Source organism: Alphaproteobacteria bacterium (genome assembly GCA_017308135.1).
Classification (GTDB): domain Bacteria; phylum Pseudomonadota; class Alphaproteobacteria; order CACIAM-22H2; family CACIAM-22H2; genus Tagaea.
The window spans coordinates 196,239-213,452 of the sequence record JAFKFM010000008.1 but is presented as its reverse complement, the minus strand read 5'-3'; the positions used below and the strand labels follow the sequence as shown (position 1 = coordinate 213,452).

At 66.0% G+C, this 17,214-nt stretch carries 20 protein-coding genes; 10 read left to right on the top strand and 10 right to left on the bottom strand.

Features of this window, described 5'->3' with window-relative positions:
* Positions 1 to 6 precede the first annotated feature (6 nt).
* Both J0H39_09315 and J0H39_09310 read right to left on the bottom strand, forming a co-directional pair.
* Positions 7 to 468 carry a DNA polymerase III subunit chi gene (locus tag J0H39_09315; protein ID MBN9496944.1) on the bottom strand — a complete coding sequence of 154 codons (462 nt, stop codon included), beginning with the start codon at positions 466 to 468 and terminating at the stop codon, positions 7 to 9.
* A gap of 11 nt (positions 469 to 479) precedes the next feature.
* Positions 480 to 1,982, bottom strand: coding sequence for a leucyl aminopeptidase (locus J0H39_09310; GenBank protein ID MBN9496943.1), 1,503 nt, complete (start codon positions 1,980 to 1,982; stop codon positions 480 to 482).
* Between the two features lie 168 nt (positions 1,983 to 2,150).
* Between J0H39_09310 and lptF the strand changes: the two genes are divergently transcribed.
* The 4 genes from lptF to rsmA are packed head-to-tail and all read left to right on the top strand — an operon-like array spanning position 2,151 to position 6,498.
* Entirely contained in the window at positions 2,151 to 3,272 is a 1,122-nt protein-coding gene (lptF, locus tag J0H39_09305; protein ID MBN9496942.1) for an LPS export ABC transporter permease LptF, read from the top strand.
* Between the two features lies 1 nt (position 3,273).
* A complete protein-coding gene (gene lptG, locus J0H39_09300) occupies positions 3,274 to 4,368 on the top strand; it encodes an LPS export ABC transporter permease LptG (protein ID MBN9496941.1) in 1,095 nt (364 codons plus the stop codon).
* A gap of 34 nt (positions 4,369 to 4,402) precedes the next feature.
* On the top strand, positions 4,403 to 5,650 hold the full coding sequence (locus tag J0H39_09295) for a peptidylprolyl isomerase (GenBank protein MBN9496940.1): 1,248 nt from the start codon (positions 4,403 to 4,405) through the stop codon (positions 5,648 to 5,650).
* Positions 5,647 to 6,498, top strand: a complete 852-nt coding sequence (gene rsmA, locus J0H39_09290; GenBank protein ID MBN9496939.1) for a 16S rRNA (adenine(1518)-N(6)/adenine(1519)-N(6))-dimethyltransferase RsmA — start codon at positions 5,647 to 5,649, stop codon at positions 6,496 to 6,498. The genes J0H39_09295 and rsmA overlap by 4 nt, the downstream gene beginning before the upstream one ends.
* On the opposite strand, the gene J0H39_09285 is transcribed toward rsmA, so the two are convergent.
* The 3 genes from J0H39_09285 to J0H39_09275 are packed head-to-tail and all read right to left on the bottom strand — an operon-like array spanning position 6,462 to position 8,846.
* Positions 6,462 to 7,322, bottom strand: coding sequence for a DUF1835 domain-containing protein (locus tag J0H39_09285; GenBank protein MBN9496938.1), 861 nt, complete (start codon positions 7,320 to 7,322; stop codon positions 6,462 to 6,464). The genes rsmA and J0H39_09285 overlap by 37 nt on opposite strands.
* On the bottom strand, positions 7,319 to 7,951 hold the full coding sequence (gmk, locus tag J0H39_09280) for a guanylate kinase (GenBank protein ID MBN9496937.1): 633 nt from the start codon (positions 7,949 to 7,951) through the stop codon (positions 7,319 to 7,321). The genes J0H39_09285 and gmk overlap by 4 nt, the downstream gene beginning before the upstream one ends.
* 4 nt (positions 7,952 to 7,955) lie before the next feature.
* The gene (locus J0H39_09275; protein ID MBN9496936.1) at positions 7,956 to 8,846 is read right to left on the bottom strand and encodes a YicC family protein; all 891 of its coding nucleotides are present in this window, start codon (positions 8,844 to 8,846) and stop codon (positions 7,956 to 7,958) included.
* A 71-nt stretch (positions 8,847 to 8,917) separates the two neighbouring features.
* On the opposite strand from J0H39_09275, the gene J0H39_09270 reads away from it, so the two are divergent.
* Positions 8,918 to 9,679: an SDR family NAD(P)-dependent oxidoreductase gene (locus tag J0H39_09270; GenBank protein ID MBN9496935.1), complete on the top strand. Its 762-nt coding sequence runs from the start codon at positions 8,918 to 8,920 to the stop codon at positions 9,677 to 9,679.
* Here the strand turns inward: J0H39_09270 and mltG are convergent.
* The 5 genes from mltG to fabD all read right to left on the bottom strand — a co-directional run bounded on the left by mltG (position 9,676) and on the right by fabD (position 13,993).
* Entirely contained in the window at positions 9,676 to 10,647 is a 972-nt protein-coding gene (gene mltG, locus J0H39_09265; protein ID MBN9496934.1) for an endolytic transglycosylase MltG, read from the bottom strand. The two genes, J0H39_09270 and mltG, sit on opposite strands and share 4 nt — an antisense overlap.
* Positions 10,644 to 11,906 carry a beta-ketoacyl-ACP synthase II gene (gene fabF / locus J0H39_09260; GenBank protein MBN9496933.1) on the bottom strand — a complete coding sequence of 421 codons (1,263 nt, stop codon included), beginning with the start codon at positions 11,904 to 11,906 and terminating at the stop codon, positions 10,644 to 10,646. Before fabF ends, mltG begins: the two co-directional genes overlap by 4 nt.
* An 18-nt stretch (positions 11,907 to 11,924) precedes the next feature.
* Complete coding sequence (locus J0H39_09255; GenBank protein MBN9496932.1) at positions 11,925 to 12,161, bottom strand: acyl carrier protein; 237 nt, start codon at positions 12,159 to 12,161, stop codon at positions 11,925 to 11,927.
* A 126-nt stretch (positions 12,162 to 12,287) separates the two neighbouring features.
* Entirely contained in the window at positions 12,288 to 13,028 is a 741-nt protein-coding gene (gene fabG / locus J0H39_09250) for a 3-oxoacyl-[acyl-carrier-protein] reductase (protein MBN9496931.1), read from the bottom strand.
* A gap of 11 nt (positions 13,029 to 13,039) precedes the next feature.
* Positions 13,040 to 13,993 (bottom strand): ACP S-malonyltransferase, encoded by a 954-nt coding sequence (gene fabD / locus J0H39_09245; GenBank protein ID MBN9496930.1) that lies wholly within the window; start codon positions 13,991 to 13,993, stop codon positions 13,040 to 13,042.
* 126 nt (positions 13,994 to 14,119) lie between these two features.
* Here fabD and J0H39_09240 point away from each other — a divergent pair, with 126 nt between their 5' ends.
* The 5 genes from J0H39_09240 (at position 14,120) to rplI (ending at position 17,140) form a co-directional block, all read left to right on the top strand.
* Positions 14,120 to 14,563 (top strand): copper chaperone PCu(A)C, encoded by a 444-nt coding sequence (locus tag J0H39_09240; protein ID MBN9496929.1) that lies wholly within the window; start codon positions 14,120 to 14,122, stop codon positions 14,561 to 14,563.
* Positions 14,564 to 14,757: 194 nt separating this feature from the next.
* Positions 14,758 to 15,195: a 30S ribosomal protein S6 gene (gene rpsF / locus J0H39_09235; protein ID MBN9496928.1), complete on the top strand. Its 438-nt coding sequence runs from the start codon at positions 14,758 to 14,760 to the stop codon at positions 15,193 to 15,195.
* Position 15,196: 1 nt separating this feature from the next.
* A complete protein-coding gene (locus J0H39_09230) occupies positions 15,197 to 15,484 on the top strand; it encodes a 30S ribosomal protein S18 (GenBank protein MBN9496927.1) in 288 nt (95 codons plus the stop codon).
* A 118-nt stretch (positions 15,485 to 15,602) separates the two neighbouring features.
* Complete coding sequence (locus J0H39_09225; protein ID MBN9496926.1) at positions 15,603 to 16,469, top strand: DUF2232 domain-containing protein; 867 nt, start codon at positions 15,603 to 15,605, stop codon at positions 16,467 to 16,469.
* Between the two features lie 20 nt (positions 16,470 to 16,489).
* On the top strand, positions 16,490 to 17,140 hold the full coding sequence (gene rplI, locus J0H39_09220) for a 50S ribosomal protein L9 (protein MBN9496925.1): 651 nt from the start codon (positions 16,490 to 16,492) through the stop codon (positions 17,138 to 17,140).
* Positions 17,141 to 17,214: the final 74 nt, after the last annotated feature.

Here is a 17,214-nt window from a genome sequence, read left to right as displayed (position 1 = left end):
CGCAAATTACGCGGCCTTTTCCCAGCCGCCGGACGGTGTTTGGCGCCAATAGGCGAGCTCGTGGTTCTGCGCCTTCAGCGTTTTCCAGCGCGCGCGCGCGGCGGTAACGGCATCGTCGTCGTTGCCGTCGAAAATCTCGCAGACGAGTTTCCAATCGTCGGGTGTGTCGACCGTCTGGCCGTCGATCAGCACCAGCAGCCCCGCGCCGTTCGGGTTCTCGACCTTGGTGGTGAGCCAAATCGGCTGATCGGCCGCGAACTCGTCCTCGCCCGAGGCGGGGGCGAGCCCGTGCGGCAGGAACGAGCGCTCCTCGTAGGTCCAGAGCTGCAAGTCGAGCGCCTTGGCGCGCTCGGGACTGCCCGCGACGACGACCGCACGCTGCCCGTTCGCCAAGGCCTTTTGCAGGATGGCGGGCAACGCGCGATCGAGCGTCGACGAGGTCAGATGATAGAAGCGGATCTCGGCCATCGCCGCCCCGCTCACTTCTCCTCGTGATGATCGGCGACGAAGCGGTCGAGCAGACGCACGCCGAACGCCGTCGCCCCCTTCGGGCAGGTCGGCTTGTCCTTGCTCGACCACGCCACGCCGGCGATGTCGAGATGCGCCCACGCGGTTTCGCCCACGAAGCGCGCCAGGAACTGGCCGCCGATGATCGACCCCGCACCCCGCCCCGCCGCGATGTTCTTCACGTCGGCGGCCGGGCTGTCGATGTCGCGGTCATAAGCTTCGCCCAGCGGCAGGCGCCACAACGGCTCGCCCGTCTTCTTGCCCGCCGCGATCAGTTTGTCGGCGAGCGCGTCGTCGTTCGCCATGATGCCCGCATATTCGTGGCCCAGCGCGATGATGACCGCGCCGGTCAGCGTGGCGAGATCGACCATCGCCTTGGGCTTGAAACGGTCCTGCACGTACCACAGCACGTCGGCGAGCACGAGGCGGCCTTCCGCATCGGTGTTCAGAACTTCGATCGTCTTGCCCGACATCGACTTCACGATGTCCGACGGGCGCTGCGCGTTCCCGCCGGGCATGTTCTCGACGAGGCCGACCGCGCCGATCGCGTTGACCTTGGCGTGGCGTGCGGCCAGCGCTTCGATCGTGCCGATAACGGCGGCAGAACCCGCCATGTCCCATTTCATGTCTTCCATGCCGGCCGACGGCTTGATTGAGATCCCGCCGGTGTCGAACGTGACACCCTTGCCGACGAAGGCGACCGGGCGCTTGTCCTTGGCTTTGGGTGCGCCTTCGTAGCGCAGGATCACCATGCGCGACGGGCGGACCGAACCCTGGCCCACGCCGAGCAACGCGCCGGCACCCAGCTTCTCAAGCTGCTTCTCGTCGAAAATCTCGACCTTCACGCCGAACGACGCCAAGCGCTTGCAACGCTCCGCAAGGCTTTCGGGGTAAAGGACGTTCGGCGGTTCCGACACCAGATCGCGCGTGAAATGGATCGCATCGGCGACATGGTCGAGCGGACCATGGACCTTGCGCGCGGCGGCGACGTCGGTGACCAGGAAGTTGATCGCCTTCAGCGTCGGCTTCGCGTCTTCCTTTTCGCGCGTCTTGTATTTATCGAAGCGATAGCTGCGCAGCTTCGCCCCCATCGCCGCATGCGCGGCAAACTCCGAAGCGCCCAACGGCGAGCCGGGGATCTGTTCGGCCGAAACGGTCGCTTGGGTTTCGCCCGCACGGTTGAGGTGTTCGACGAGTTTGCCGCCCAAAGCTTCCGCGCCGTTGGCGTCGAGCTTGTCGAGCTTGCCGAGACCGGCCAGCACGATACGCGCGAAGGGCACGCCCTTGGGCGCCAGGATATCGAGCAACTCGTCCTTCTTGCCCTTGAAGCGCGTCGCGCCCATCGCGCGGGTGATGACGCCGCCGGTCTTCTTGTCGAGGGCGGCGGCGGCGGGGGCCAGCTTGCGGTCCTCGAGAACGGTCACGACATAGCTGCCGGTGGTCGGCGTCTCGGGCTTCGAGAATGCGATCTTCATGGGCGGAGGAGTCCTTGCGGCGATGCGATTTTTACGATCCCGACGAAGGATGCCGGGTTGGCCGTCACAATAGCCGACCGGAATGGAAATAAAAGCGCGGCCCGCATCGTGTTCGATGAAAGTTCCGGCGGCAACGGGGCCGTAAACGCTTATAATTAGGCGAATCCCATGTCCCGCATCACCGCCTATATCCTGCGCCAGGTGCTGACCACGGCGTTGTTCGTGCTGGTCACGCTGACCCTTGCGATCTGGTTGACCCAGTCGCTGCGGTTCATCGATCTGATCGTCAATCGCGGCCTGACGATCGGCGGCTATTTCTTTTTGACCACGCTGTTGATGCCGAGCTTCCTGGCGCTGGTCACGCCCATCGCGCTCTTCGTGTCGACGATGTTCGTCTACAACCGCCTGACCGGCGACAGCGAGCTCGTCGTCATGCGCGCGGTCGGCTACGGGCCGGGACAACTCGCCCGCCCCGCCTTACTGCTGGCCGCCGGCGCTACGCTGATCGCCTATGTGTTTTACCTGTGGCTGATCCCGGCGAGCTTCAGCCAGTTCAAAAATCTGCAAGCGGATATCCGCTCCGATTATTCCGGCCTGTTGTTGCAGGAAGGCGCCTTCACGCGCATCGGCGGCAACCTCACCGTCTATGTCCGCGAGCGTGAGGCGAATGGCGATCTGCATGGGCTTATCGTCCATGATTCGCGCGACCCTTCGAACCCGGTCACGCTGCTGGCCGAGCGCGGCACCCTCGCCGCAACGGAGGAAGGCCCGCGTGTCATCCTGCTCAACGGCAATCGCCAGCAGGTCGATCGCGAGGCGGGCAAGTTGTCGCTGCTCTATTTCGAACGCTATTCGGTCGAGATCGGGCAATCGGGCGCGCAGGCCGAGTATCGCTGGCGCGAACCCGGGGAGCGATATCTGCACGAGCTTCTCTGGCCCGATTACGACAACAGCAACGACCGTTATTTCGCCAACAAGCTGATCGCGGAGGCGCATACGCGCTTATCGACGCCGCTTTACGTCTTCGCGCTGGTGATCGTCGGTCTCGCCTGTTTGCTACCGGGCGATTTCAACCGCCGCGGCATGGGCAAGCGCGTGCTGGCCGCGGCCGCCGCCGGCATCGCGGTGCAAGCGATTTCGATCGCGCTGCCCAATCTCGCCGCGCGCATCCCGGCGACGATCCCGTTCCTCTACGCGGTTCCGCTGGCGGCGATCTCGATTTCCGCCTGGGCGCTGGTGCAGGGCCCGCGCCGCAAGCGCAATCCCGGCCCGATGCCGGAGGCGGCGTAGCATGCGCGTCTCCACCACGTTGTCGGGCTATATCGGCCGCCAATTCGCACTGGCGCTGATCGGCTTCCTCGCGCTGTTCATGATCGTCGTCTACATGTTCGACGCGATCGAATTGCTGCGCCGGGCTGCCAGCCGCCCCGAAGCCTCGACCGGGCTGGTGCTGCGCATGGCGCTGCTGAAGCTTCCCTACATGGCCGAGCAGCTCGCCCCCTTCGTCGTGCTGTTCGCGGCGATCATCACCTTCTGGCGGCTGACGCGCTCGCACGAATTGACCGTCGCGCGCGCCGCGGGCGTGTCGGTCTGGCAGTTCCTGTTGCCGGTCGTCGCGGTCGCGGCGTTGTTCGGGATGTTCAAGATTACGGTTATCAACCCGGCCGCCGCCGTTCTTTACGCGGGCTACGAACGCATGGAAGCGCAGTTGCTGCGCGGCAGTTCCAGCCTGCTTGCCGTGTCGGAAAACGGGTTCTGGCTGCGCCAGATCGACGACCAGGGCAATTCGGTCGTCCATGCGCGGCGCGTGACTTCCGCCGAAATGGCGCTCTACGACGTCATCATTTTCAATTTCGAAGGCAAGGACCGCTTCATCGGCCGTGTGGACGCCGCCAAGGCCGTCCTCGCCCCCGGCTATTGGGACGTGTCCGACGCCTGGATCACCGCGCCCAACCGCCCCTCGCGGTTCGAGCGCAGCTATCGCGTGCCGACCAACATGACGGCCGAGCAGATCCAGGATTCGTTCTCGTCGCCCGAAACGATCTCGTTCTGGGAATTGCCGGGCTTCATCCGCCTGCTGGAAGCGGCCGGCTTCTCCGCCACGCGCCATCGTCTGCATTGGCACCAATTGCTGGCAATCCCGCTGCTGCTGGCGGCGATGGTTTTGATCGCCGCGACATTCTCGCTTCGCCCGCATCGGCGCGGCGGCACCAGCCTGCTGATCGGCTCGGGCGTGGGGGCGGGATTCCTCCTTTTCTTCGTCTCCAGTCTGGTCGGCGCGCTGGGCCAAAGTGCCGCCATTCCGGTCATCCTGGCCGCCTGGTCGCCGGCGGCCGTTTCGGCCATGCTCGGGGTGGCGCTTTTGCTCCATCTCGAGGACGGCTAGCCCTCTTCCCTCCATCTCCCGTATAAGACCCGCCATGAAGCGTCTTCTCGCCGGACTCGCCCTCGCCCTGGTTCTCGCCGCCCCGCCTTTCGCGGCGGCGCAAGAACAGCGCATCGTCGCTGTCGTAAACGACGACGTGATCTCGAATTTTGACATCGACGCGCGCGTCGGATTGATGATGATGGGGGCCGGCCCCGCCGACACGCCCGAAACCCGCGCGCGCATGCGCTCGCAAGTGCTGCGCCAGTTGATCGACGAGCGCATCCAGATGCAGGAGGCGCGGCGCTTGGGTCTGTCGCTGCCGCGCGCGGAGATCGACAAGATTCTGCGCAACATCGAACAGGCCAACAACCTGCCGCAAGGCGGGCTGGAGCGCGCGTTGCGCCAAGGCGGCGTGCCGCTGGTGGCGCTGGAACGCCAGATCGAGGCCACGCAATCCTGGCAGCGCGTGGTGAGTGCCCGCCTGCGCCCGACGGTCGAGATCGGCCGCGACGAGGTCGAGGAAGTGCTGCGCCGCTACCAGACCGGCGAGCCGGTGCAGGAGTTCCAACTGAGCGAGATCTTCCTGGCGGTCGATCAGCCCGACCAGGAAGACGAAGTGCGCGAGCGGATGGAGGACATCATCGCGCAGTTGCGCCGTGGCGTGCCGTTCGCGGTGCTGGCCCAGCAATATTCGCAATCCGCCTCCGCCGGCGAACAGGGCGATATCGGCTGGGTCGAGCGCGAAACGCTCGATCCGGAAGTAAGCCCGGCGATCGCGGCGGCACAGCGCGGCCAGTTGGTCGGCCCGGTGCGCGTCGCCGCCGGTTTCTATCTTTATGCGATGCGCGATTCGCGCACGATCGCGCCGCCCAAGCCCGAGGACGCGCGCGTCGATCTCGCCCAGCTCGTCTTCCCCGCGACCAACCCCGCCGAGCGCGAAGCCGCCAAGGCGCTGGCCGAGATGGTGCGCGAAACCGTGCAAGGCTGCGCCGATCTCGACCGCGTCGCGACGGAAGCCAAAATCCCCGAGCCGCAGCGCATCGCCGATTTGCGCGTGGGCGATCTCACGCCCGACATGCGCGCGCGCGTCAAGGATTTGGGCGTGGGCGAATCGACCGAAGTGTTCAACACCGATCGCGGCGAGGCCGTCGCGATGATTTGCGTGCGCACCGAAGCGCAATCGAACGTGCCGACCGAAACCGATATCGAGGACAATCTCGCCCGTCAGCGGATCGAGAACGCCGCGCGCCGCTATCTGCGCGATCTGCGCCGCGTTGCCGTGGTCGATATTCGCGCGTGAGCACCAACGACGGCCTTCCGCCGGTCGCGGAGACGGTCCGCAAATACGGGCTCGATGCGCGGAAATCCCTCGGCCAGCATTTCCTGTTCGATCTGAATCTGACGCGGCGCATCGCGCGCAACGGCGGCGATCTCGCCACAGGCACGACGATCGAGGTCGGCCCGGGCCCCGGCGGCCTGACCCGCGCGTTGCTGATGGAAGGGGCGACGCGCGTCATCGCCATCGAGCGCGACGCGCGCACGTTGCCCGCCCTCGCCGAAATCGCCGCCGCCTATCCGGGCAAGCTCGAAATCTTCGAAGGTGACGCGCTGGCGGTCGACGCGGCCGCACTGGGCACGGCCCCGCGCCGGATCATCGCCAACCTGCCCTATAACGCGGGCACGCATATGCTGCTCGGCTGGCTCGCCCGGCCCGACGCGTTCGAGCGCATCGTGATCATGCTGCAAAAGGAAGTGGTCGAGCGCATTTGCGCCGAGCCCGGCGGCAAGGATTACGGGCGCCTGGCGGTCGCCGCGCAATGGCGCTGGCAAGCGCGGCCGCTGTTCGACGTGTCGCCCTCGGCCTTCGTGCCGCCGCCCGCCGTGATGTCCGCCGTGGTCGAAATCGTGCCGCGCGCCAAACCCTTGGCCGAGGCGGACGCGAAAGCGCTGGAACGCGTCGTCGCCGCCGCCTTCGGCCAGCGGCGCAAGATGCTGCGCCAATCGCTCAAATCGATCGGCGACGCGGCCAGCATGCTCGAAACCGCCGGGATCGATCCCACGCGCCGCGCCGAAACGCTGTCGGTCGAGGAATTCTGCGCGCTCGCCCGCGCTTACGCGGCCACGACCGCGTCGCGTTCGGGATCGTAGCGCCAGGGCCGGGAAGGCATCTTGCCTTTGCCCGCGCGATAGACATCGCCATCGGCGCGGATCGCCCCCATCTCGGCCAGCGCGTCCAGCCGATCGTAGAACGACAGATCGCCAAGCCAGGGCCGCATCTCGGCTTGGCCGATCGCGCGGAACAGATCGTCGGCACTCGCCGGACCTTGCGCCAACGCATCGACCACGCGACGCTCGGTTAGCGTCAGACCGTCGCTGGTCCACGGGAATTCGCGCATCCAGCGCGCGAACGCGTCCGGCACGAAACGCAGCGCGCCGCCGATCTTCGCGCGCGCGATCGCGGCCAGATGCGGGGGAGCGACCGTCAGCGCCGCCCAAGCGCGCCCGGCGAAATCGAGATCGACCGGCGCCGGCGCTTGAGCCGCCAGGGTCTTGAAATCCTCGGGCGAAAATTGGCCGAGCCCGGCGAAACGCGCGATCCCCGGCCATGCGTCGACGACATGCGCCGAAATCCGATCGGCGGCGACGCCGTAGCGGCGCAACCGTTCCAATACATCGAGCATTTGGAACTGATCGTAGAGATCGGCTTCGAACCACAGCACGAATTCGTCGCCGCTTTTGGCCGCCAGCGCCAAAGCCGCGTCGCGCGCCGCGAAAGCCGACGCGACCAGATGCTCGGGCGCCCAGCCGCGCTCGACGATAAACGCGACGCGCGCGGCCCGGAAGGTTTCGCTCGTTGGATCGGCCGGCAATTCGCCGTCATGCAGCACGTCGCGCCAGCGCAAGACGGGCGCGATCCCCGCCGCCGCCATTTTGTCGGCCGCGATATCGCCGTTGGTGATGTGAAGGATCATTGGCCGTCGCGCAGTCGTTTGACGAAATCGCCCAGGCCGACCTGACGGTCGCGCTTGCAGCGCTCCGCCGTCAGGATCGACTGCACGCGCGCGACCGACACGTCGAGATCGCTGTTGACGATGATGTAGTCGTACTCGGGCCAATGGCTCATCTCGTCGGCGGCCTTTGACATGCGCGCGGCGACGACATGGGCGGGGTCCTGTGCACGCGCATTCAAGCGGCGCTCCAATTCGTAGGTCGACGGCGGCAGGATGAAGACCGATACGAGATCCGTATGCGCTTCCTCGCGCAATTGCTGCGTGCCCTGCCAATCGATGTCGAACAACACGTCGAGCCCCGCGGACAGCTTCTCTTCGACGAAGCTGCGCGGCGTGCCGTAGTAGTTGTCGAAGACCTTGGCGTGTTCCAGGAACTCGCCGCGATTGCGCATCAAACCGAACTCGGTCTTGTCGACGAAGAAATAATCCGTGCCGTGAATCTCGCCCGGCCGCTTGGCGCGCGTCGTGGCGGAGACCGACATGGTAAGGCCGCTCTCGCGGCGCAGGATCTCGCGCGAGATCGACGTTTTGCCCGCCCCCGAGGGCGAGGACAGAACGAGCATGAGGCCCCTTCGCGTGATGTCGGCCATGTCCCTACTCCACGTTGGCGGCTTGCTCGCGCAGCCGATCGATCGCGGTTTTGAGGGCGAGGCCCGTGCGCGTCAGCGCGATATCGCCCGATTTGGAGCAGAGCGTATTGGCCTCGCGGTTGAATTCCTGCGACAGGAAATCGAGCTTGCGGCCGATCGACTTGCCCTTGGCGAGCAATTCGCGCGCTTGCTCGATATGCGCGGTCAGCCGATCCAATTCCTCGCGCACATCGGCTTTGACCGCCAGCATCGCGGCTTCCTGCGCCAGACGTTCGGGCGCGACCGAATGCGTGCCGCCGATCAACTCGGCGATCTGCGCTTCGAGCTTGGCCTTGATCGCGGGCGCGCGGCTCGCGGCGTTGGCGGTCGCCTCGCCGACCAGCGCTTCGATTTCGGCGAGGGCCGAATTGAGAATTCCGGCCAGCGCCTTGCCCTCGCCGGCGCGCGCGGCGGCGAGCCCGTCGAGGCATTGGTCGAACGCGGCGAGGATACCCTTGTCGAGCTCGGCCATCCCGGCTTCGTCGAGGCCTTGTTCGGGCACGGTCTCGATGACGCCGCGCAAACCCAGCAACCCATCGAGACGCGGGGCCGCCGCATCGACCTGGCCCTGAAGATCGTTCACCAGTCCGATGATCTGATCCAACGCCGCGCGATTGATCTGCAATTTCGGCGCTTGCGGCGGCGTTTCGACCGCAAGATTGATCGTCACATTGCCGCGATCGAAACGCTTTGCGGCACGCGCGCGAATTTCCGCCTCAATTCTGTCGTAACCCGGCGGCAAGCGGAGACGAACTTCGAGCCCGCGCCCGTTGACCGACCGGCCTTCCCAAACAACCGCGCGGCCCAGTATCTGGGCCGTGGCGCGCGCGAAACCGGTCATGCTGGCGAGGCTCATCGTCACTCCCGCGACTCGTCGTGGTCGAATTCCGTCCGACTTATACTCCGGGCGGCGAAAGGAACAATCTCATGTGGCCCTGGAAGGCGATCCTGATCACCGGCGGCTCGTCAGGCCTTGGACAGGCCATGGCGCTGGAACTCGCCGCACCGGGCGTTTTTCTGGCGATCACGGGGCGCGACAAAGCCCGGCTCGACGGTGTGGCCGACGCCTGCAAAATGAAGGGGGCGGCCGTTGGCGCCTTCCAGATCGATGCCGCGAATTTCACCGCGATGGCCGGACTGATTGGCGAGATCGAGGCGGAAGTGCCGCTCGATCTGGTGATCGCCAATGCCGGCGTGTCGGCCGGTACGGGCGGCGGCGACGAAACCGACGAGCAGATCGCCGAAATCCTCGCCGCGAACGTGGACGGCGTGATCGCCACCGTGCGGCCCGCTTTGGCCGCGATGGCGGCACGCGGCAAGGGACAGATCGCGATCATGTCGTCGCTGGCGAGTTTCCGGGGTTTCGGCGGGGCGCCGACCTATTGCGCCTCGAAAGCCTTCGTGCGCGTCTGGGGCGAAGCGTTGCGGGCCGATTGGCGGCCGCGCGGCTTGAAGATCAACGTGATCTGCCCGGGTTTCGTGCGCTCGCGCATGACCGCCAAGAACAATTTCAAAATGCCGTTCCTGATGGACGCGGATCGCGCGGCGCGGATCATGTTGCGCGGCCTTGCGGCCGACAAACCGCGCATCGCCTATCCCTGGCCGACCTATTGGGCGACGCGACTGATCGCGGGCTTGCCGCAATTCCTGACCGACATGCTGATGGCGCGAATGCCCAAGAAGGGCTAACGGCGATTGCGCTCGATCTCGCGAAGCTTGGCGACGTTGCGGTTATGCTCGGCCAAGTCGCGCGCGAAGGCGTGGCGCCCCTCGCCATCGGCGACGAAGTAAAGCTCGTCGGTCTGCGGCGGGTTGAGCACGGCTTCGATCGACGCGCGCCCCGGATTGGCGATCGGCGTGGGCGGCAAACCCGCGATCACATAGGTGTTCCAGTCGTGGCGCGTATCGAGATCGGCGCGCGACAGCGGCCGTCCCAACGGCGCCATCCGGTCGATACCGTATGCCACGGTCGGATCGGCTTGCAGCCGCATGCCGCGTCGCAGGCGATTGACGAACACGGCGGCGACGCGCCCGCGCTCGTCGGCATGGCCGGTTTCACGCTCGACGATCGAGGCAAGCACCAAAGCCTCCGCGGGATCACGTAACGGCAGATTCTCGGCGCGTTTGGCCCAAAGCTCCGCCAGCGTCTCGCGCATCGCGCGGGTCGCGCGTTCGACGATCCGCCCGCGCGGGTCGCCCCACGCGTAGAAATACGTGTCCGGCAACACGCTGCCTTCCGGCGGTACGGCCACCGGATCGCCGTCCAAGCCTTCGGCGGTGTTCAGCAGCGCGGCGATCTGGCCCGACATCAAACCTTCCGCGAAGGTGATGCGCCGCACGACCGCTTTGCCCGACGCGATCAACGAAGCGATCTCGCGCCCCGACGCGCGCGGCGGAATGTCGTACTCGCCCGCTTTCAAGCGCGCGAGCTGGCCGTCGAACTGCGCGCCGCCCAGGAACACCCAGGCGTTGGGTATGGCGCGTTTGGCTTCGAGAAGTTCGGCGATGTCCTGCGCCCCGCTTCCGCGTGGGATCAGCACGCGCACGGTCTCGGTCGATGGGCCGGGCCCCAAATAGAGATTGGCCGCGAACCAGAAACCGGTCGCGGCCAACCCTAAAACAACGATGAGGAAGGCGGCGAAGCGCGCCGGCTTCAATTCACGCTCGAGAAGATCACCGCCGCGTTGGTGCCGCCGAACCCGAAGGAGTTCGACAGCGCGTGGCGGATCTTGCGCGGCTTCGCCTGCTTGGGAACCAGGTCGATGTCGCAGCCTTCCGACGGATTGTCGAGATTGCGCGTGGGCGGTGCGACCTGATCGCGGATGGCGAGGATCGAGAAGATCGCTTCAACGCCGCCGGCGGCCCCCAGCAGATGCCCGATCGCCGATTTGGTCGACGACATGGACAGCGAATAGGCGTGGCTTTCGAACAGGCGCTTGACCGCACCGAGTTCGATCTCGTCGCCCAGCGGCGTCGAGGTGCCATGCGCGTTGATGTAGTCGATCGACGTCTTGTCGAGCTTGGCGTTGCGCAGCGCGGCGGTCATAGCGCGGAACCCGCCATTGCCGTCTTCCGGCGGGGCGGTGATGTGGTGCGCGTCGCCCGACAGGCCGTAGCCGGTGAGCTCGGCGTAGATCTTGGCGCCGCGCTTCTTCGCGTGCTCGTATTCCTCGAGCACGACGACGCCCGCCCCTTCGCCCATCACGAAACCGTCGCGGTCCTTATCCCAAGGACGCGACGCGCGTTGCGGCTCGTCGTTGAAATTGGTCGAGAGCGCCCGCGCGGCCGCGAAGCCCGCGATGCCCAGGCGGCAGATCGCCGCTTCCGCACCGCCCGCGACCATCACGTCGGCATCGCCAAGTGCAATCAAACGGCCCGCATCGCCGATGGCATGCGCACCCGTCGCGCAGGCGGTCACGGCCGAATGGTTCGGGCCCTTGAAGCCGTATTTGATCGACACATGGCCCGACGCGAGGTTGATCAGCGCCGAGGGAATGAAGAACGGCGAGATGCGCCGGGGGCCCCGTTCCTTCAGCGTGATCGAACCTTCGTAGATGGACTGCAAGCCGCCGATGCCCGAGCCGATCATCACGCCGGTGCGTTCGAGGCTTTCCTCGTCCGTCGGCTTCCAGCCCGCATCCTCCACCGCCTGGGTCGCCGCGGCGACGCCATAGACGATGAAGTCGTCCATCTTCTTCTGTTCCTTGGGCGGCACCCAATCGTCGGGATTGAACTTCCCCGACGCGAGATCGCCGCGCGGCACCATCGCCGCCACTTTGGCCGGCAAATCGGAAACGTCGAAGGCTTGGATCCCCGCAAGGCCGGACTCGCCGGCCACGATGCGATCCCACGAGGTTTTCACACCGCAACCCAGCGGTGTGACCAAACCCAGCCCGGTGACGACGACGCGGCGCATAAGCGGCGGCGGTCCCGGTTAGGCCTTCGCCTTGCCGATGAAGTCGATCGCGTCCTTCACGGTCGAGATCTTCTCGGCCGCGTCGTCCGGAATCTCGATGCCGAATTCCTCTTCGAAGGCCATGACCAGCTCGACCGTGTCGAGGGAGTCGGCGCCGAGGTCGTCCACGAAGCTCGCCGCTTCCGTGACCTTGGCTTCTTCGACGCCCAGATGCTCGACGACGATCTTCTTAACGCGGTCGGCGATGTCGCTCATTTCTCGTTACCTTTCTAAGGGACGCGCCGCCTCGTGCGGAGTCGTCTGGAAAAACGGGGGTAGCTAACACGAATTCGCGGGTCATGGAAAGCGGGGGAAATACCCGCCCTGCCAATACCTTGGGCCTTAGATCATGGCCATCCCGCCATTGACGTGCAAGGTCTGGCCGGTGACGAAGGCGGCTTCGTTCGACGCAAGATACAGAACGGCGGCGGCGATTTCCTCGGCCGTGCCCATGCGTCCCAACGGAATGCCGCCCAGAAGCCGGGTTTTCTGCTCGTCGTTCAGCGCGTCGGTCATCGGCGAAACGATGAAGCCCGGCGCCACGCAATTGACCGTGATGCCGCGCGAGGCGACTTCCTGGGCCAAAGCCTTCGACATACCGATCATGCCGGCCTTCGCGGCGGCGTAGTTCGCCTGACCCGGATTGCCGGTGACGCCGACAATGGAAGTGATCCCGACGATCCGGCCCCATTTGCGCTTCATCATGCCGCGCAAACTGGCGCGCGACAGGCGGAAGGCGGCCGTCAGGTCGACGTCGATGACCTTCTGCCAATCCTCGTCCTTCATGCGCATGGCAAGGCCATCGCGCGTCAGGCCGGCGTTGTTCACCAGAATATCGACGCCGCCGCCCAAGGCCGCTTCGGCGTCCTTGAACAGCTTCTCGGTGACCGCCGCGTCCGAAAGATCGCCGGGGACGACCACGGCCGCGTCGCCGATCTTCGCCTTCACCGTTTCCAGCGCTTCGACGCGGGTACCCGACAGCGCGACTTTCGCGCCGGCTTTGGCCAACGCGATCGCGATCGCTGTACCCAGGCCGCCCGAAGCGCCCGTGACGAGCGCTGTCTTACCGGTCAAATCGAACATGCGGAAATTCCTTACAGTGATTTCGCGAAAGCTTCGATATCGGCGGGGCCGTTGAGCGCGGTGCCGACGACATCCGGCTCGATACGCTTCACCAGACCCGACAAAACCTTGCCCGCACCCAGTTCGTAAAGCTGCGCCACACCCTGCGCCTTCATATAGGAAACGCATTCGCGCCAGCGCACGCGGCCGGTCACCTGCTTCACCAGCAGCTCGCGGATCGTCTCGGGATCGGAGACTTGGGCGGCGGTCACATTGGCGACCAGCGGCACTTTGGGCGGCGCCATTTTCGTGTTGGCGAGCGCTTCGGCCATCGCGTCGGCGGCGGGCTTCATCAGCGCGCAATGGAAGGGTGCCGACACCGGCAGAAGTACAGCGCGCTTCGCCCCCTTCGCTTTGGCGATATCGAGGGCGCGTTCGACGGCGGCCTTCGCACCCGACACGACGACCTGACCCGGCGCGTTGTCGTTGGCGAAGTCGCAAACCTCGTCCTTGCCCTCGGGGCTCTTGCGGGCTTCAGCGGCGACTTCTTCGGCGGCGGGCGCATCGAGCCCCAGCAGGGCCGCCATCGCCCCCTCGCCCACGGGTACGGCGGCTTGCATGGCCGTACCGCGCAAACGCAGCAGGCGCGCCGCATCCGACAGGCTGAACGTGCCCGCGGCGGCCAGTGCGGAATACTCGCCCAGCGAATGCCCGGCGACGAACGACACGTGTTTGCCGAAATCGAGCTTCGCTTCGCTTTCCAGCACGCGCAGCACGGCGATCGAATGCGCCATCAACGCGGGCTGGGCGTTCGCGGTCAGGGTCAGTTCTTCGGCCGGGCCTTCGAACATCAGCTTGGACAGCTTCTGCTTCAGGGCCTCGTCGACCTCTTCGAACACCGCGCGGGCGGCGGCGAAGGCTTCCGCCAGATCCTTGCCCATGCCGGGTGCCTGGGAACCTTGACCGGGAAACGTGAAAGCGCGCATGCGGAAATACCGTCGCGATGAGAGGGGAATTTGTCGGGAAGGCCGTCTGCGTACAAAGCGCGGCCCCCCGTGTCAAGCCGTCGCACCCGGTGGCGGCGCCGGGCCGCCCCTGGTAGGACTCCCGGCATGAAACGCATCCTGATCGCCGCATTCGCGGCCCTGTTCGCTTTTCCCGCGCTTGCCGCCGATATCAAGGTGGACGATGCCTGGGCGCGTCCGACCTTGGGCCAAGCCCGCAACGGGGCGGCCTACTTGACGATCACCACGACCGGCGCGCCCGACCGCTTGGTCGCCGCCAGCGCCCCGGTCGCGGGCAAGACCGAACTGCACAGCATGACGATGAACAACAACGTCATGCAGATGCGCCCCGTGGACGCCATTCAGGTGACGCCGGGCACGGAGGTGAAACTCCAGCCCGGTGGGCTGCATGTGATGCTGCTGGACCTCAAATCCCCCCTCAAACTGGGGGAAAAATTCCCGCTGACCCTCAAATTCGAGCGCGGCGGCGAAGTCCAGGTCCAAGTCGAGGTTCGCCAGCCCCGCGCCGGCGGCCACGGCCAGGGGCACTGACCGCCCCGCCCCGGCTTGCTATAGCCCGGGAAACCGCCTATAAGCCGCGCCTCAACGGCGGTCGGGGCCATATCCCGTCCGTCCTCCTTGCCCGTCTTGGCCGATCCCCATTGGATCGAGAGGCGGGCTGAGGGCCGGGTCGTTCCCATCCTGGGTATGGCTTTGGTCCGTAAACCGAGCAGGAGATGCCAACGATGGCGTTCTACGAGAACGTGTTCATCGCGCGTCAGGACTTGGCGCAAGCCCAAGTCGACGCGCTCGCCGATCAGATGACCGAACTCCTCAAGGGGTTGGGCGGCGAAGTGAAGAAGCGCGAATATTGGGGTCTGCGTTCGCTGACCTATCGCATCAAGAAGAACCGCAAGGGCCACTACGTGTATCTCGGGCTGGAATGCTCGGGTGCCGCCCTCGCCGAACTCGAGCGTCAGCTGCGTCTGAACGAAGACGTGCTGCGTTTCCTTTCTGTGCGCGTCGACGAAGCCTTCGAAGAAGGCCCGACGGCGATGATGCAGAAGCGCGAAGATCGCGGCGATCGTGACGATCGCGGCTTCGGCGGCCCCCGCGGCGATCGCGGCGACCGTCCCCGCCGTCGCGATTTCGACGATGCAGCCCCCGCGATGGGAGTGAACTGATATGACCGGTCCCAGCAACGAAAATCCCGGCGCCGAGAAGGGCGCTTCCGGCGGCGGCTTCGGCGGTCGTCGTCCGTTCTTCCGCCGCCGCAAGTCCTGCCCGTTCTCCGGCCCCAACGCGCCGAAGATCGACTACAAGGACATCCGCTTGCTGCAGCGTTACGTGTCCGAGCGCGGCAAAATCGTGCCGGCGCGTATCACGGCCGTGTCGGCGCCCAAGCAGCGCGAACTCGCCAAGGCGATCAAGCGCGCGCGCTTCCTGGGCCTGCTGCCCTATCTGGTGAGCTAAGGACGGGAAGGATCGGTTCGCTTTCGGGCGAGCCGGGCCTTCAACGATCATGAAAACCCAAGCGTTGCTCATCGCAGGCGGTATGGGAGCGGTCAGCGCGGTCCTTCACGGATCGTTGATGACCGGTTCGCCCGCATCGTTCCTGCTGGCCTATCTCGCACAGCTGCCGCTTTTCGCGGCCGGCTTGTGGATGGGCACGTCCGCCGCCGGTGTGGCGGTGGCGATGGGCACGCTGATCGCGTTCGTGACCGGCGGCTTCGTGTTCGCTTTGGCCTATTTCCTGGCCAATGCGGGCCCGGCCTATGTGCTGGTGCGCCAAGCCTTGCGCTGGCGCCCGGCACCGGACGGCGGAATCGAGTTCTATCCGATTGGCAACGTGTTGCTGACCCTGGTGGGCCTGCTCGGCGCGTTGTTCGCGGGCCTCGTCTTCGCCTTCGCCGGACCGGAAGGCGGGCTGGAAGCGGCGCTGAAGGACTTCATCATCGAAGCCTTCCGCAGCTTGCGCGCCCCCGGGATCGACACGTCGCGCCTCGAACCCTTCGCGGAAGCGGTCGCCCGCTTCTTCCCCGGGATCCTGGGCGTGTCGTGGCTGTTCATGAGCGTGGTCAACGCGGCCTTGGCGTTTGCGTTGGTCAAGCGCTTCGCCCAGCCGATCCGGCCCGCTCCGAAGATGGAGGATCTCGATCTTCCCGCTTCGCTGATGGGGCTGGTCGCGATCTTCGCGGCCGGCAGCCTGCTCGACGGGCTCGGCGGCTTCGTGTCGCGCAACATGATCGTCCTGTTCGTCGCCGTTTACGCGCTCGCGGGGCTTTCGGTCCTGCACGCGGTGACGGCGAAGCTGCAATGGCGCGGCGTGGCTCTGGGTGCGAGCTACGGTGCCATCATCGTTTTCGGTTGGCCTATCGCGGTCGTCGCCGTGCTGGGCTTGGCCGAACCCCTCACCCAACTCAAAGCGCGCGCCAAAGCGCGCGGCGCTTCGGAATAGAAAGACAAAGGAGACAACCCATGTCGCAGATGGACGTCATTCTGCTTCAACGCATCGAATCGCTCGGCCAGATGGGCGACGTGGTGAAGGTGAAGCCGGGCTATGCTCGCAACTACCTGCTGCCCGAGAAGAAAGCGCTGCGCGCCACCAAGGCGAACCGCGAATACTTCGACAAGCAGCGCGCCCAGCTCGAAGCCCAGAACCTGAAGGCCAAGGGCGAAGCCGAAGCGGTCGCGGCCAAGATGGGCGACACGTTCTCGGTCGTCATCATCCGCTCGGCCGGCGAGTCCGGTCAGCTCTACGGCTCGGTCGCCACGCGCGACGTCGCCGAAGCGGTGACCAAGGCCGGCGTCACGATCGGCCGCGCGCAGGTTCTGCTCGTCCAGCCGATCAAGGAGCTGGGCTTGTTCAAGACCCGCATCGCGCTGCATCCGGAAGTGTCGGTGACGATCACCGTCAACGTCGCGCAGTCGGAAGAAGAAGCGAAGCTCCAGGCCGAAGGCAAGGCCGTCCGCCGCAACGCGGACGCCGAGGAAGCCCCGGTCGCCGAAGCCGCCCCGGCGGAAGCCCCGGCCGAAGCGGCGCCTGCCGAGTCGGCCGCGGAAGAAGCCCCGGCCGCCGATGCGAAGCCCAAGAAGGCCAAGAAAGCAAAAAAGACCGAGGAAGCCTAAGCCCCTCGCTCTTCTCGCTTTCTTCACGAATGAACGGCGCGTCCTGCGGGGCGCGCCGTTTTCGTTTGGGGCGG